The sequence below is a fragment of the Aliirhizobium sp. YIM B11859 genome (genome assembly GCF_057163345.1).
Genome location: NZ_JBXHAY010000001.1, coordinates 114,393 through 128,322, shown reverse-complemented (window position 1 = coordinate 128,322; position 13,930 = coordinate 114,393). Strand labels below are relative to the sequence as shown.

At 60.6% G+C, this 13,930-nt stretch carries 12 protein-coding genes; 6 read left to right on the top strand and 6 right to left on the bottom strand.

What is annotated here, in order from left to right:
• Positions 1 to 11: 11 nt before the first annotated feature.
• Complete coding sequence (gene alr, locus AC2GXZ_RS00505; RefSeq protein WP_483757167.1) at positions 12 to 1,142, bottom strand: alanine racemase; 1,131 nt, start codon at positions 1,140 to 1,142, stop codon at positions 12 to 14.
• Positions 1,143 to 1,265: 123 nt separating this feature from the next.
• Here alr and AC2GXZ_RS00500 point away from each other — a divergent pair, with 123 nt between their 5' ends.
• Complete coding sequence (locus AC2GXZ_RS00500) at positions 1,266 to 1,724, top strand: Lrp/AsnC family transcriptional regulator (RefSeq protein ID WP_483757166.1); 459 nt, start codon at positions 1,266 to 1,268, stop codon at positions 1,722 to 1,724.
• Between the two features lie 98 nt (positions 1,725 to 1,822).
• Here the strand turns inward: AC2GXZ_RS00500 and AC2GXZ_RS00495 are convergent, their stop codons facing one another.
• The 5 genes from AC2GXZ_RS00495 to AC2GXZ_RS00475 all read right to left on the bottom strand — a co-directional run bounded on the left by AC2GXZ_RS00495 (position 1,823) and on the right by AC2GXZ_RS00475 (position 6,115).
• The gene (locus AC2GXZ_RS00495; RefSeq protein WP_483757165.1) at positions 1,823 to 2,608 is read right to left on the bottom strand and encodes a gluconate 5-dehydrogenase; all 786 of its coding nucleotides are present in this window, start codon (positions 2,606 to 2,608) and stop codon (positions 1,823 to 1,825) included.
• A gap of 74 nt (positions 2,609 to 2,682) precedes the next feature.
• Positions 2,683 to 3,525: a 5-dehydro-4-deoxy-D-glucuronate isomerase gene (gene kduI / locus AC2GXZ_RS00490; protein ID WP_483757164.1), complete on the bottom strand. Its 843-nt coding sequence runs from the start codon at positions 3,523 to 3,525 to the stop codon at positions 2,683 to 2,685.
• Between the two features lie 45 nt (positions 3,526 to 3,570).
• Positions 3,571 to 4,032, bottom strand: a complete 462-nt coding sequence (locus tag AC2GXZ_RS00485; RefSeq protein ID WP_483757163.1) for a NanQ anomerase/TabA/YiaL family protein — start codon at positions 4,030 to 4,032, stop codon at positions 3,571 to 3,573.
• Between the two features lie 65 nt (positions 4,033 to 4,097).
• Positions 4,098 to 5,102, bottom strand: a complete 1,005-nt coding sequence (gene kdgT, locus AC2GXZ_RS00480; protein WP_483757162.1) for a 2-keto-3-deoxygluconate transporter — start codon at positions 5,100 to 5,102, stop codon at positions 4,098 to 4,100.
• A 32-nt stretch (positions 5,103 to 5,134) separates the two neighbouring features.
• Entirely contained in the window at positions 5,135 to 6,115 is a 981-nt protein-coding gene (locus AC2GXZ_RS00475) for a sugar kinase (RefSeq protein WP_483757161.1), read from the bottom strand.
• A gap of 244 nt (positions 6,116 to 6,359) precedes the next feature.
• On the opposite strand from AC2GXZ_RS00475, the gene pflB reads away from it, so the two are divergent.
• From pflB to AC2GXZ_RS00450, 5 genes are all read left to right on the top strand, one after another.
• Positions 6,360 to 8,618 carry a formate C-acetyltransferase gene (gene pflB, locus AC2GXZ_RS00470; protein ID WP_483757160.1) on the top strand — a complete coding sequence of 753 codons (2,259 nt, stop codon included), beginning with the start codon at positions 6,360 to 6,362 and terminating at the stop codon, positions 8,616 to 8,618.
• Positions 8,619 to 8,702: 84 nt separating this feature from the next.
• A complete protein-coding gene (pflA, locus tag AC2GXZ_RS00465) occupies positions 8,703 to 9,500 on the top strand; it encodes a pyruvate formate-lyase-activating protein (protein ID WP_483757159.1) in 798 nt (265 codons plus the stop codon).
• Between the two features lie 56 nt (positions 9,501 to 9,556).
• Positions 9,557 to 10,768: an acetate/propionate family kinase gene (locus AC2GXZ_RS00460; protein WP_483757158.1), complete on the top strand. Its 1,212-nt coding sequence runs from the start codon at positions 9,557 to 9,559 to the stop codon at positions 10,766 to 10,768.
• 68 nt (positions 10,769 to 10,836) lie between these two features.
• Positions 10,837 to 12,993 carry a phosphate acetyltransferase gene (gene pta, locus AC2GXZ_RS00455; protein WP_483757157.1) on the top strand — a complete coding sequence of 719 codons (2,157 nt, stop codon included), beginning with the start codon at positions 10,837 to 10,839 and terminating at the stop codon, positions 12,991 to 12,993.
• Complete coding sequence (locus tag AC2GXZ_RS00450; RefSeq protein ID WP_483757156.1) at positions 12,990 to 13,898, top strand: formate/nitrite transporter family protein; 909 nt, start codon at positions 12,990 to 12,992, stop codon at positions 13,896 to 13,898. The genes pta and AC2GXZ_RS00450 overlap by 4 nt, the downstream gene beginning before the upstream one ends.
• The last annotated feature ends 32 nt before the right edge of the window (positions 13,899 to 13,930 follow it).

The following is a 13,930-nucleotide window of genomic DNA, read 5'->3' as shown; positions in this document are numbered from 1 at the left end:
TTTTTATCTTTTCAAGATTTTGAATATGAGCGCTGGTAGCGCTGGCCGAGGCTGGTGAGCACTTCATAGGAGATGGTTCCGGCCGCCTGCGCAAGATCGTCCAGCGTCTGGTGCGGCCCGATCATCTCCACCAGAGTACCGAGCGTCACCGCCCCATCCGGCAGGGCGCTGATATCGACGGTCATGCTGTCCATCGAAACGCGGCCGACGATCGGCAGGCGGATATCGCCGAAATAGACGGCGCCGCGATCGCTGAGACTGCGCGGCAAACCATCGGCATAACCGGCTGCAAGCGTTGCAAGCCGCATCTCGCGAGTGGCAACATAGGTCGCCCCATAGCCAACCTTGGCACCCGCAGGCACGGTCCGCGTCTGGACTACGGCGATCTTCAGACCAACCACGGGCTCCATCGGATTGGCCGCACCCGGCGTCGGATTTCCGCCATAAACGGCAATGCCGGGACGTGCCATCAGGTGGTGATAGGTCTTGCCGAGAAACACGCCGCTCGAATTGGCAAAACAGACCGGCATATCGGGAAACACGCTGGCGATCCGCGCCATCTCGGCAAACTGCTCACCGTTCTGGCCGCTGCCCAGCTCATCCGCCGAAGCGAGGTGGCTCATGATGAAGCGGATATCGACCGGTGCATCGGCAAGTTCGGTTTTCAGCTCCACCTGCTCCGCCGGCGAAAGGCCTAGCCGCGACATGCCGGTATCGAACTGCAGCACCGCCGGCAACTGTGTGTTCATCGCCCTGGCCATGGCTGACCAGCGGTGTAGCTGCTCAAGCGAGTTCAGAACCGGAATGATGCCGGCTTCGGCGCAGGCTGGCTCGTTGCCGGGCTGCAGGCCGTTCAGGACATAAAGCGTGGCATCGGTGCCAAGCACCGGACGCAGCATGGCCGCTTCGGCAAAGTGCGCGGTGAAGAAGTCGCGGCAGCCGGCCTCGTATAGCGCCTCCGCCACCGGCCGGGCGCCGAGCCCATAGGCATCGGCTTTCACCACACCGGCAGCCCTTGCCGGCGCAAGCGCTTCGCAAAGCTTGAGATAATTGCGGCGGATCGCGCCGAGATCGATCGTCAGATAGCCGGATGCGACGGGATCAATCGACTGTCCGGAAAACTCGGCCATTCTCTGGTTCATTCAAGCCCCTCTTTTTTGACAGAGGATAGTGAAATAATCGTGGAATTTCCTGCCAATCAGTGAGAGAAAATTGCGTGAGCGAGCCCTGATTGAAAGGCTCTGCGAAGTTTTGGAATAATCTGCATGGCCACTCTCGACGTCATCGACCGCAATCTGATCCGCCTGCTTCGGCTGAATGCCCGTATGAGCAATGCGGCGCTTGCAGCAGAGGTCGGCCTATCGCCCTCCGCTTGTCTTCGGCGAATCAAGCTGCTGGAGGAAACCGGCGTCATTCGCGGTTATACGGCATTGGTCGACAACGACCAGAACGGCATTGCCGTCCTCATCAACATCACGCTCGAACGGCAGACGGAGGACTATCTCAACCGCTTCGAGGCGGCGGTCAGGAAATATCCCGAAATCCGCGAATGTTTCCTGATGACCGGCGGATCGGATTATTTCCTGCGCGTCGAGGTCGCCAATGCCGGCGAGTTCGAACGCATCCATAAGGAGATCCTGTCGGCGCTTCCGGGTGTTTTGCGCATCCATTCCAGCTTCTCGATCCGCAACGTGCTGATGACACGCGGCAAAAAGGGCCGCTGACCGGACGCCCGCCACAGCCTATTCGGATGTGAAAACGCCGCCCCTGCAAGGCAGGAACGGCGCGTCGATCATGTGAATTCAGGTAGTAGGCCTGCAGATCAGGGCTGCTTGCCGATATAGGCGAGGATGCCGCCGTCGACGTAAAGAACGTGGCCGTTGACGAAGTCGGATGCGGCAGACGCAAGGAATACGGCCGGGCCCTTGAGATCTTCGGTCGTGCCCCAGCGGTTGGCAGGGGTCTTGGCCAGGATGAACGAGTTGAACGGATGGCCGGGTTCGCGCAAAGGCGCCGTCTGCGGCGTTTCGATGTAACCCGGGCCGATGCCGTTGCACTGGATGTTGAGCGAACCATATTCCGATGCAATGTTGCGGGTCAGCATCTTCAGGCCGCCCTTGGCAGCCGCATAGGCAGACACCGTTTCGCGGCCGAGTTCGCTCATCATCGAGCAGATGTTGATGATCTTGCCGCCGCCCTTCTTGATCATGCCGGGAATGACGGCCTTGGCAAGAATGAAGGGTGCGGTGAGATCGATGTCGATGACCTGGCGGAAATCCTTGACGTCCATTTCATGCATCGGCACGCGCTTGATGATGCCGGCATTGTTGACCAGGATATCGACCAGGCCGAGATCCTTTTCGATATCGGCGATCATCTTCTGCACGCCCGGCTCGTCGGTGACGTCGCAGATATAACCCTTGGCATCGATGCCGGCAGCCTTGTAGGCCTCGATGCCCTTGGCAAGAAAGTCCTCGTTGATATCGTTAAAGGCGATCGTGGCGCCGGCCTCGGCAAGCGCACTCGCCAGTGCAAAACCGATACCGTAGGACGCGCCGGTGACGAGTGCTACCTTGCCCTTGAGCGAAAAACTGTCTGCATAAGTCAATGTCTGAAATCCCTTTTGTCGTGAAAACGGCGGGAGCGGCCTTGAAAATCCGGCCGCTCCGATAAAAGCGGCGGTTAGCGCAGATCGCTGACGGCAATATGGTCCATGTCGTCGAAGGTCAGGTTTTCACCGCACATGGCCCAGATGAACGTGTAGGCAGCCGTGCCGCAACCGGCATGGATCGACCACGATGGCGAGATCACGGCCTGATCGTTATGCATCAGGATATGGCGGGTTTCCTGGCCTTCGCCCATCATGTGGAAAACGGCCTGGTCGGGCGCGATGTCGAAGTAGAAATACACTTCCGAACGGCGCTCGTGGGTATGGGCCGGCATCGTGTTCCAGACATTGCCCGAATTGAGTTCGGTCAGGCCCATCGAAAGCTGGCAGGTTTCCAGGACGTCCGGATGGATGAACTGGTTGATGACGCGCTTGTTGGCGGTGGCCAGATCGCCGACCGGCTTCTTCTTGGCGTCTGCGATCGACAGGAAGGTCGTCTTGCAGGTCTTGTGAGCCGGCGCAGAGACCATGTAGAACTTGGCTGGATTGGCTTTGTCGGAGCTGGTGAAGACGACCGACTTTGCGCCCTTGCCGATATAGAGGCAATCGCGCAGGGCAAGCCTGTAGATCTCGCCGTCGACATTGACCATGCCTTCGCCGCCGAGGTTGAAGATGCCGATTTCACGGCGTTCCAGCACATAATTCGTGCCGAAATTCTTCATGCAGTCGATGCCCTTGTCGAGCGGAACCGCTTCGTTGACCGGCTGGCAACCGAACATCACCATACGGTCGACATGGCTGTAGGTGGCAAGGATCTCGTCGGCGGCGAACAGCTTTTCGATGACGAATTCGGCGCGTGTCTCCTCGGTCGTATACCGCTTGAAGTCCTTCTGGTTGGCCGAGTAGCGGATATCCATGATAATGCTCCTATAGAACTGAATTGATTATGAAATGTGCGCCGATCAGGCGATCAGCTTGATCACGACCTTGCGCACCTTGCCGGGCGTTCCAGCGGCACAGCCGGGACGATGGATATCGGTGGGGTAAAGGACCGCATAGGCGCCTTCGCCGAGAACAAGATCGGTCTCGTCGGTCACCTTGGAGTAGAACTTGACGTCCTTTTCCGCGATCAGGTCTTCCTCGACCGTGTAATCGAGAGCAAGCGGTGCGTAACCGATGATTTCGCGGCCGCTGAAGACGAACTGGATGTCGGTGTAGCGAGCATGCGATTCGGGACGCTTTTCCGCTTTGGGGGCCGTGTCGTAATCCTGGATCAGCGCAAAAATGGTATCGCCCTCGATATCGACGCGGCCAACCGGCAAGGCGGCGATATCCGTCTCGGCGATGAACTTCAGACCCTTCTGAACGTTGAGGGGCAGCGTTGCGGCATCGCGGTCGACTGTGGCGAGATTGCTGAGAAACATGAAATCATTCCTTTTGTCTGGATGGGACCGGCGTGATCGCCGGCCCCCACGTATCGATCAAATCCTCAAGACTTGACCGCGCCTTCCAGTGTGCCTTCTGCGGGGCTTTCCGCAACCGGGTTCTTTGCCTTCATCTTCTTGGCATAGATGCCGGTCAGGATCGGGACCAGGATCGCAGTGGTGAGGCATGCGGCAGCAACCAGCGAGGTGGCAGCGGCGGCAGCCGGTTTGAACTGCGGAGCCATTTCGGCAATGATCATCGGGTTGGCGACGGCAGCGCCTGCGGCCGACGAAGCGGCGAGGCCTGCGGTACCGTTGCCGCCACCGATGATCCGGTCGGCGAAGATCAGCGGAATGCCGGTGACGAAGATGACGATGACGCCGAGCAGGATGCCGCCGATGCCGGTCTGGGCGATGACATGCAGGTCGATACCGTTACCGAGCGCAAAGCCGAAGAACGGGATCAGCGTCTGGACGCCCTTGGCGAAGAATTCCTTCAGGTCCTTGTCGAGGTTACCGAGCAGGAAGCCGATCAGGAAGGGCAGCACGGCGCCGACGAAGAGATGCGGTTCGAAAGTGGCCACACCGGCAGCACCGAGGATGAGCATCGAGACGAGCGGGCCCGATTCGATCGACATCAGCACGAAGGCACCGGATTCTTCCTTGGTGCCGTACTGGTTCATGATCGCGGCATAAAGACCGCCATTGGTCATGTCCATTGCGGCGCAGATGGCAAGCGCCGAGAAGCCGGCAAACAGGCCCGAAGAGACACCTTCAAGCGGCAGGAACTGGGCTGCGGCATAGGTCGCGCCCCAGGCAACCAGCGTCTTGACGACGACAAGGTTGCCGGACTTGCGAAGGACTGTCCCCGTGGCTCTCAGGTCGATCGAGGTGCCCATGCAGAAAAACCACACGGCCAGGATCGGAACGGTGCCGGAGATGAGACCGTTGGTGAACGAACCAAAATAACTTCCGGCCCAGGGGAAGAAGGTTTTGCAAAGCGCGCCCAGAATGAGCGGTACCAGCATCAATCCGCCGGGGACCTTATCAATAGCTTTCTTAATATTCATTTCGTAATCCTCCTTAGTAAAACAAGACGTCGCTATTCCGCTGCACTTGGTATTGCGCCGCGGTCGGCGATCTCGGACGCGAAGACGCCTGGTGTGGCACTCTCCGGAATAATTGCGCCGTGGTGCTGAACGACGGCGCCGGCGACCACGTGGGCTCTGCGTGCGGCTTCCGCCGGCGCAATCCCCAGGCAGCGGCCGAGAATATAGGCTGCCGAAAAGCTGTCGCCGGCGGCAGTTGTATCGACCACCTTGTCGAGCTTCAGCGCAGGCACCACCTCGACCTTGCCGTCATGCAGGATCGTGCAGGGACCCGCACCGTCCTTGATGACAACTTCCAGCTTCGGTGACGTGGAGAAGCGGGCAATACCGGCCTCCATCGTCGGCTCGATGCCGAACGCGGCAAGTTCTTCGACCGTCAGCATCAGGCGGTGGGTGAAAGCGGTAATCCGCTCGTAGACCGCCCGCGTCGTTTCGGCATTTTCCCAGAGGAGCGGCCGATAGTTGCAGTCGAAGTCGACATTGACGCCGGCAGCGGCAAGTTCTTCCAGCCGGTCCAGAAGCCGTTCACGGCTCGTGGGCTTGAGCACGGCGAGACTGATGCCGGAGACATAGATGCTCGTGAACCCGCCCAATGCGGCAAGCAGCTCGTCCGAGCCTTCGCCTTCGAACGTTTCACGGGCAGCAGCTTCGCCCCGCCAGTAAAAGAAGCGGCGCTCGCCGGTCGTATCGGTCTTGATGAAATAAAGACCGGGCCGGCGGCCCTTCCGGCGCAGAACCAGGTGGTCATCGACCCCCTGTGCGGTCCAGAATGCCGACATGTCCTCGCTGAAAGGATCATCCCCGATAGCGGTCACATATGAGACGAATGGTCCCAGACCTTTACCCAAACGAGCCAGATAAGCGGCGGTGTTGAACGTGTCACCGCCGAATGCCTGAGTGATCGAGCCGTCCGGCTTGCGCTGCAACTCGACCATGCACTCGCCAATCGAGGCCACGCGTATTTCCAGTGTCATTTTGCCTCCCTTCCGCCCCCCTAGGCGTTGCGCTGGCCGGCGTGGGGGCTTGCCAAGAGTTTCGTCCAGCGCTGAGCCGGACCATATTCAAATCATCAAACCCTACGTTGATCGGGATCAATCTTCGAAGGGCCTTACATTGATAGATTGCACTTGGAAGCCACGGAATTTTGCAGCTGCAGAGCTTCGTGGTCGGGAGGACGCTTCACCACTGCCGCAAGGCAAAACATAAGGAAGAAGACAAATGGGCATCCTTTCCCAGACAATCGTCCCCGCCGATCCTTGGGCCGGCTTCAAGGGAGAAACATGGCGCACGGCAGTCGACGTGCGCGATTTCATCCAGAACAACTACAAGCCTTATGAGGCCGACGGCGCGTTTCTCGCCGCCGCCACACCGCGGACCCTGAAGGTCTGGGGAACCCTGGGCGTTTTGCTGGCTGAAGAGCGCAAGAAGGGCGTTCTCGACGTCTCCGCCGACCGCGCCTCGACGATCACCGCACATGATGCCGGTTATATCGCCAAGGACATCGAATTGATCGTCGGCCTGCAGACCGACGCGCCGCTGAAGCGCGCCATCATGCCGAACGGCGGCCTGCGCATGGTTGAGAACGGCCTCGAAGCCTTCGGTTTCACGCTTGATCCGTCGGTTCACGAGGTTTGGACGAAATACCGCAAGAGCCACAACCAGGGCATCTTCGACGTCTACAGCCCGGAAATCCTCGCAGCCCGCAAGTCCGGCGTCATCACCGGCCTGCCGGATGCCTATGGTCGCGGCCGCATCATCGGCGACTATCGCCGCGTCGCCCTTTACGGCACCGAAGCCCTGCGCGCCTTCCGCCTCAAGGACTTCCGCGCCATTGAAAACGAAGTCTTCAACGACGACGTGATGCGCCTGCGCGAAGAAATGTCGGAACAGTATCGCGCGCTCGACGAACTCAAGGAAATGGCCGCCAAGTATGGCTACGACATTTCCAAGCCGGCCACCAATGCCCGCGAAGCCGTCCAGTGGACCTATTTCGCCTACCTGGCTGCCGTCAAGGAACAGAACGGTGCGGCCATGTCGCTCGGCCGTGTCTCGACTTTCCTCGACATCTACATCCAGCGCGATATCGACGCAGGCCTGCTGAATGAAGAACAGGCCCAGGAACTGATCGACGACCTGATCATCAAGCTGCGTATCGTTCGCTTCCTGCGCACACCAGAGTATGATCAGCTGTTCTCGGGCGATCCGACCTGGGTGACGGAATCGATCGGTGGCGTCGGCGAAGACGGCCGTCCGCTGGTCACCAAGTCGAGCTTCCGCTTCCTGCACACGCTCTACAACCTCGGCCCGGCTCCGGAACCGAACCTGACCGTGCTGTGGAGCACCAGGCTGCCGGAAGGCTTCAAGAACTTCTGCGCCAAGGTGTCTGCCGATACCAGCGCCATCCAGTACGAAAACGACGACCTGATGCGCCCGAAATGGGGTGACGACTACGGCATTGCCTGCTGCGTCTCCGCCATGCGGATCGGCAAGCAGATGCAGTTCTTCGGTGCCCGCTCCAACCTCGCAAAGGCTCTGCTTTATGCCATCAACGGCGGCGTCGACGAAAAGAGCGGTGCAGTTGTCGCCAAGGGCTTCGAACCGATCACCGGCGACGTGCTCGACTATGACGAAGTCATGGCCAAGTTCGACAAGATGATGGACTGGCTGGCCAAGACCTATGTCAAGGCTCTGAACACCGTTCACTACATGCATGACAAATACGCTTACGAGCGTATCGAGATGGCACTGCACGACCGCGACATTCTGCGCACCATGGCTTGCGGCATTGCCGGCCTGTCGGTCGCAGCGGACTCGCTGTCGGCCATCAAGCATGCCAAGGTCAAGGTCATCCGCAACGAGGCAGGCCTCGCCGTCGATTACAAGATCGAAGGCACCTACCCCGCTTACGGCAACAATGACGACAGCGTAGACAGCATCGCCGTCTGGTTGACCGAAACCTTCATGAAGAAGGTCGCAGCACAGCCCTACTTCTATCGTAACTCGATGCCGACCCAGTCGGTGCTGACGATCACCTCCAACGTGGTCTACGGCAAGAAGACCGGCAATACGCCGGACGGCCGCCGCGCAGGCGAACCCTTCGCACCGGGTGCGAACCCGATGAACGGTCGCGATACCAAGGGCTTCGTGGCTGCCGGCGCATCGGTTGCCAAGATCCCCTATGAAGCTGCTCTCGACGGCATTTCCTGGACGGCTTCGGCAACCCCCGATGCCCTGGGCAGGACCTCGCAGGAACGTGCGAAGAACCTCGCAAATTGCCTCGATGCCTATACGGCAGCCGGTGGTTTCCACGTCAACGTCAACGTCTTCAATCGCGAGACGCTGGTCGATGCCATGGATCACCCGGAGCTCTACCCGCAGCTGACTGTGCGTGTCTCCGGATATGCGGTCAATTTCGTCAAGCTGACCCGTGAACAGCAGCTCGACGTCATCTCCCGCACATTCCACTCAAAGATGTAACGTATAGTGGTTAAGCTGGGCGCATGTGGAACCCATATGCGCCCAGGCCATTGAACCCAGTTCTTTGCAGACACGAGATGCCCCATGGACATTCATCGAGCGACCACCCGCGCGCCGAAGGCGCATGCCCCTGGCGGGGCGCATCTAGCCATCGATCACGGATATCTGCATTCCGTTGAAAGCGGCGCGGCCGTTGACGGACCTGGCATGCGCTTCGTCTTTTTCATGGCGGGCTGCCTGTTCCGCTGCGTCTATTGCCACAACCCGGATACCTGGAAGCTGCATAACGGCCGCAGGATCACCGTCGACGACGCCATGGCCGAAATAAGGCCCTATGGCGGATTTCTGAAGATGGCGGGCGGTGTGACGATCTCCGGCGGCGAGCCGCTGATGCAGGCGCATTTCGTTGGCGAGATTTTTCGCCAGATCAAGAGCGAACTCGGTCTGCATACCGCGCTTGATACGCAAGGCTATCTGCATGCCAATGTCGAGGACGAGTGGTTCGACAATGTCGATCTCGTGCTGCTCGACATCAAGCATATCGATCCCGAAGCCTATCTTCGCCTGACCGCCCAACCGCTGCAGCCAACACTCGATTTTGCCCATCGCCTCGTCAGGCTGAACAAGCCGATCTGGCTCAGATACGTGCTCGTGCCCGGCTGGACAGATGGATACGACGACATTTCACGGCTTGCCGATTTCGTCTCGGACCTCGGCCCGATCGTTGAACGCGTCGAAGTCCTGCCCTTCCACCAGATGGGCACCCATAAATGGGAGCAGCTGGGCATGGCCTACCCGCTTGCCGGCGCACCGACACCGACGCTTGAGCAGACGGCCGAAGCCAGAAAAATTTTCGCGGAACGCGGATTGACCGTTTTTTGAGACGGCCACGCCCGACCAATCGTTCCCATTCAATAAAAGCTATAAGGATTTACAACATGATCGATGTCCGTTCGCTCGTCCTCGTGGTCAATTGCGGAAGCTCGTCCGTGAAGTTCGGCGTTTTTGCCGGCTCGGGCCGTGATCCGCTGCTCTCCGCGTTGGCCGAAAATCTGGGACAGCCCGAAAGCCGTCTCGTCGTCAAGGAAAAGGGCGAAAAGACCGAGATGTCGCTTGATGGCGGCAGCCATGACGTGGCGCTCAAGAAGCTGCTCGGCATTCTCGACAGCAAGGGCTGGCTGAGCTCGGTCGTCGCCGTCGGCCACCGCGTCGTCCATGGCGGCGAGCGCTTCTTCGAATCCACCCTCGTCGATGATGGCGCATTGCGCGACATCGACGACTTGTCGCGGATTGCTCCGCTGCACAACCCGGCAAACGCGCTTGGCATCCGCACCGCCATGGCAGCCCTGCCCTCCGTTCCGCATGTCGCGGTCTTCGACACGGCCTTCCATGCCACCATGCCGGCGGCAGCCTATACCTACGCCATTCCGCAGGACTATTACCGCAACCTTGCCATCAGACGCTACGGCTTCCACGGCACCAGCCATCGGTATGTCGCCATGGAAGCCATCGATCTTCTCGGCCTCGATCCGGCAGACCACGGTCTCGTCATCGCCCATCTCGGCAATGGCGCATCGGCAACGGCAGTGCTCAACGGTCACAGCGTCGACACATCGATGGGCTTCACCCCGCTGGAAGGCCTCGTCATGGGCACGCGCTCCGGTGATATCGACCCGGCCGCTCTCTTCCATATTGCCCGCGAAGACGGCCTCACGATCGACGATCTCGACACGTTGCTCAACCGCAAGAGCGGCCTGCTCGGCATTTCCGGCCTGTCCAACGATTGCCGCACGCTGGAAAGCGCCGCCAAGGAAGGCCATGAAGGCGCAAAACTGGCGCTCGATGTCTTCACCCACAGGCTGGCACGTTACATCGGCGGCCTTGCCACCTCACTGCATCGGCTGGATGCCGTCATCTTCACCGGCGGCATCGGCGAAAATTCCGCAACCATGCGCAAGGCAACGATCGATCGCCTGCAGGTCCTCGGCATCGAACTCGACGAAGACGCCAACGGCCAGATGTTCGGCGGCCGCTCCGGCGTGATCAGCGCCGCGTCCACCAAGCCGGTCGCAGCCGTCATCGCCACCAATGAGGAATGGATGATCGCCAGCGATACCCTGGCCGTCGTTGGAAATACCGAAACCGCATAACCAGAGCAGCAATTCACGCCATTTCATTACGTCGAAACTATCGCGAACATACAGAAGGATAATCCTAGATGGGCGCACGTATAATCTTCCTCGCCCCTGCAGCGCAGGATGTCGGCCTGACCTCTCTGGCGCTCGGCCTCGTCCGCGCCCTGCAGCGCGACGGCATGAAGGTCGCCTTCGTCAAGCCGATCGCCCAGCCGCGGTCGGAAGGCCGCCGGCTGCAGAAGGGCATCGACACGTCGAGCCATTTCGCCCGCACGCTGTGCATGACGCAATCTCCCGATCCGATCCCCTTCGAGCGCGCCGAGGAACAGATCCGCAAGGGCGATCTCGCCGCCCTGCTCGAAGACATCGCAACCATGACCGAGGCCTTGCGCGCCGATCATGATGTCGTCGTCGTCGAAGGGCTGATCCCGCTTGCCAGCGCACAGATCGCCCTGCGGCTGAACGTCGAGATGGTGCGCAGCCTCGGCGCCGATGTCGTCCCGGTCTTGAGCGGCGTCGACTACGATCCGAAATCGATCGCCGAAGCGGTCGCGTTGATCCATCGTCAATACACGCGCGACGGAAATTCACCGCTGCTCGGCCTTATGATCAACAAGGTCAAGGTGGATGCCGACCGCGAAAAGCTGAAGGCAGCACTCGCCTCCTTCGGCATGGCCTCTTCTACCATTCTCGGTGCCATTCCCTACGAACCGCGGCTCAACGCCCCCCGCCTGTCGGATATCGTCGCCTCGCTCGACCTGACCGTTTCGCAGGGCAAAAACCTCGATGCGGTGCGCGTGCAGGAAATCGTCGTCGGCGCCCGCTCGGTTGAAAAGATGATCGACCGTCTTCGTCCGGAAACCCTGGTCGTCATGCCGGGCGACCGCAGCGACATCGCGCTTGCCTCAGCGCTTGCCCATAGCCGCGGCGTACCTCTTGCAGGCCTGCTTCTGACCTGCGGCGCACCGCTCGCACCGCCGGTCGCCGACCTGATGACCTCGGCCGGAACGCGGATCCTGCCGATCCTGTCGACCCCGGACGATACCTATGCCACCGCATCGCGCCTGTCGCATCTGAGTTACCATGTCAGCGAAGATGACAGCCAGCACATGGAAAAGGTGATCGATTACGTCGCCGAGCATATCGATACCGGCTCGCTCAGCGAACGGATCGGCACTTCGACCGAAGCACGCCTGTCGCCGCCGCGTTTCCGCAACCATCTGATCGAAGGCGCCCGCAAGGCCAACAAGCGCATCGTCCTGCCGGAGGGCGAAGAGCCCCGTACGCTGCAGGCTGCCGTCATTTGCCACAGAAAGGGCATCGCACGCTGCGTTCTCCTCGGCCGGCCGGATGTCATCCGGATGCTCGCCAAGGCACAGGAGATCGAAATCCCCGAGGATCTCGAAATCCTCGATCCGCAGAGCATCCGGGCGGACTATGTCGACGCCATGGTCGAGCTGCGCAAGTCGAAGGGCATGACGCCTCCCCAGGCGATCGCCCAGCTTGACGACACCGTCGTGCTCGGCACGATGATGCTGGCAGTCGGCGAAGTCGACGGCCTCGTTTCCGGCGCGGTTCATACGACAGCCAGCACCGTTCGCCCGGCCCTGCAGCTGATCAAGACCGAGCCCGGCCAGAGCATTGTCTCGTCGGTCTTCTTCATGCTGATGCCCGACCAGGTGCTGGTCTATGGCGATTGCGCCATCAACCCCAACCCGACCGCTGACCAGCTGGCCGAAATCGCCGTCCAGTCTTCCGAAACGGCAAAAGCCTTCGGCATCGATCCGCGCGTTGCGATGATCTCCTATTCGACCGGCACATCCGGCACCGGCGGCGACGTCGACAAGGTGCGCGAGGCAACCGCACTTGCCAGGGAACGCAAGCCTGGCCTGCTGATCGACGGACCGATGCAGTATGATGCGGCAAGCGTCGAAAGCGTCGGCCGTTCCAAGGCACCCGACAGCCCCGTCGCCGGCCGCGCCAATGTCTTCGTTTTCCCCGACCTCAACACCGGCAACACCACCTACAAGGCCGTGCAGAGATCGGCAGACGTCGTCAGCGTCGGCCCGATGCTTCAGGGTCTGCGCAAGCCGGTCAACGACCTGTCCCGCGGTGCATTGGTCGATGACATCGTCTTCACCATCGCCCTGACTGCAATCCAGGCGGACCAGCAGTCTCCGACCGCCGGCCAGGCTGCGCCACGATCCGAACAGGCGCGGAAAGACGCAGTCAACGCATGAACATCGCGCAACAGGACCCGGACAGCCGGGACAAGATCGATCCGCCCCTCTTGCGAGGGGTGGATATCGGAGGCTCTCTGGTGCCCGACGCAATCGCGGTCGCAGCCGAAGAGATGGGCATCAAGAAGGCCAGCTACGACACGCTGACCCTGCTTGGCCTTGCGGTTCTTGCCGGTGCCTTCATCGGGCTGGGCGCGATGTTTGCGACGACGACTGGCGCCGGCGCTGACGGCATCATGTCTTACGGCCTCACCCGGCTTCTCGCCGGGCTCAGCTTCTCGCTCGGACTGATCCTGGTGCTGATCGGCGGCGCGCAGCTTTTCACCGGCGACATGCTGATGGTGATGGCCTGGGCAAGCCGGCGGATCTCGACAAGACGCATGGTCCGCGTCTGGGTCCTGGTCTGGCTCGGCAATCTGGTCGGTGCGGTCGTCGTGGCAGGACTGGTCTTCTTTTCCGGTCAGTACACGTTCGGCAACAATGCGATCGGCATTTCCGCCCTCCACTACGCCGAGGCGAAAGCTGCACTCCCGATCGTCAACGCCTTTGCGCTTGGCATCCTCTGCAATATCCTCGTCTGCCTTGCCGTCTGGCTGGCGCTGGCGGGGCGCACGGTCGCCGACCGCATTCTCGCCATCGTTTTTCCGGTCACCGCCTTCGTCGCCGCGGGCTTCGAGCACTGCGTCGCCAACATGTATTATCTGAGCCTCGGCCTGATGATCCGCCACGGCGCTCCGGAAAGCTTCTGGACCGCGATCGGGCATGCACCGGCGGAAATCCCCTTGAGCGGCGTGTTCACCAATCTTGCCGTCGTCACGGCCGGCAACTGGGTTGGCGGCGCTCTTCTCGTCGGCGGCGTCTACTGGTTCATCTACCGCCGCCCGGGCAAACCCGGCCATCATTGAATTTCAGGGAAAGCACAGCTTTCCCTGAAATC

What these genes read in the sequence shown, in the direction of transcription:
- alr (WP_483757167.1), bottom strand. Translation starts at nt 1,142, where the DNA reads ATGAACCAGAGAATGGCCGAGTTTTCCGGACAGTCGATTGATCCCGTC.
- AC2GXZ_RS00500 (WP_483757166.1), top strand. Translation starts at nt 1,266, where the DNA reads ATGGCCACTCTCGACGTCATCGACCGCAATCTGATCCGCCTGCTTCGG.
- kduI (WP_483757164.1), bottom strand. Translation starts at nt 3,525, where the DNA reads ATGGATATCCGCTACTCGGCCAACCAGAAGGACTTCAAGCGGTATACG.
- AC2GXZ_RS00485 (WP_483757163.1), bottom strand. Translation starts at nt 4,032, where the DNA reads ATGTTTCTCAGCAATCTCGCCACAGTCGACCGCGATGCCGCAACGCTG.
- kdgT (WP_483757162.1), bottom strand. Translation starts at nt 5,102, where the DNA reads ATGAATATTAAGAAAGCTATTGATAAGGTCCCCGGCGGATTGATGCTG.
- AC2GXZ_RS00475 (WP_483757161.1), bottom strand. Translation starts at nt 6,115, where the DNA reads ATGACACTGGAAATACGCGTGGCCTCGATTGGCGAGTGCATGGTCGAG.
- pflB (WP_483757160.1), top strand. Translation starts at nt 6,360, where the DNA reads ATGGGCATCCTTTCCCAGACAATCGTCCCCGCCGATCCTTGGGCCGGC.
- pflA (WP_483757159.1), top strand. Translation starts at nt 8,703, where the DNA reads ATGGACATTCATCGAGCGACCACCCGCGCGCCGAAGGCGCATGCCCCT.
- AC2GXZ_RS00460 (WP_483757158.1), top strand. Translation starts at nt 9,557, where the DNA reads ATGATCGATGTCCGTTCGCTCGTCCTCGTGGTCAATTGCGGAAGCTCG.
- pta (WP_483757157.1), top strand. Translation starts at nt 10,837, where the DNA reads ATGGGCGCACGTATAATCTTCCTCGCCCCTGCAGCGCAGGATGTCGGC.
- AC2GXZ_RS00450 (WP_483757156.1), top strand. Translation starts at nt 12,990, where the DNA reads ATGAACATCGCGCAACAGGACCCGGACAGCCGGGACAAGATCGATCCG.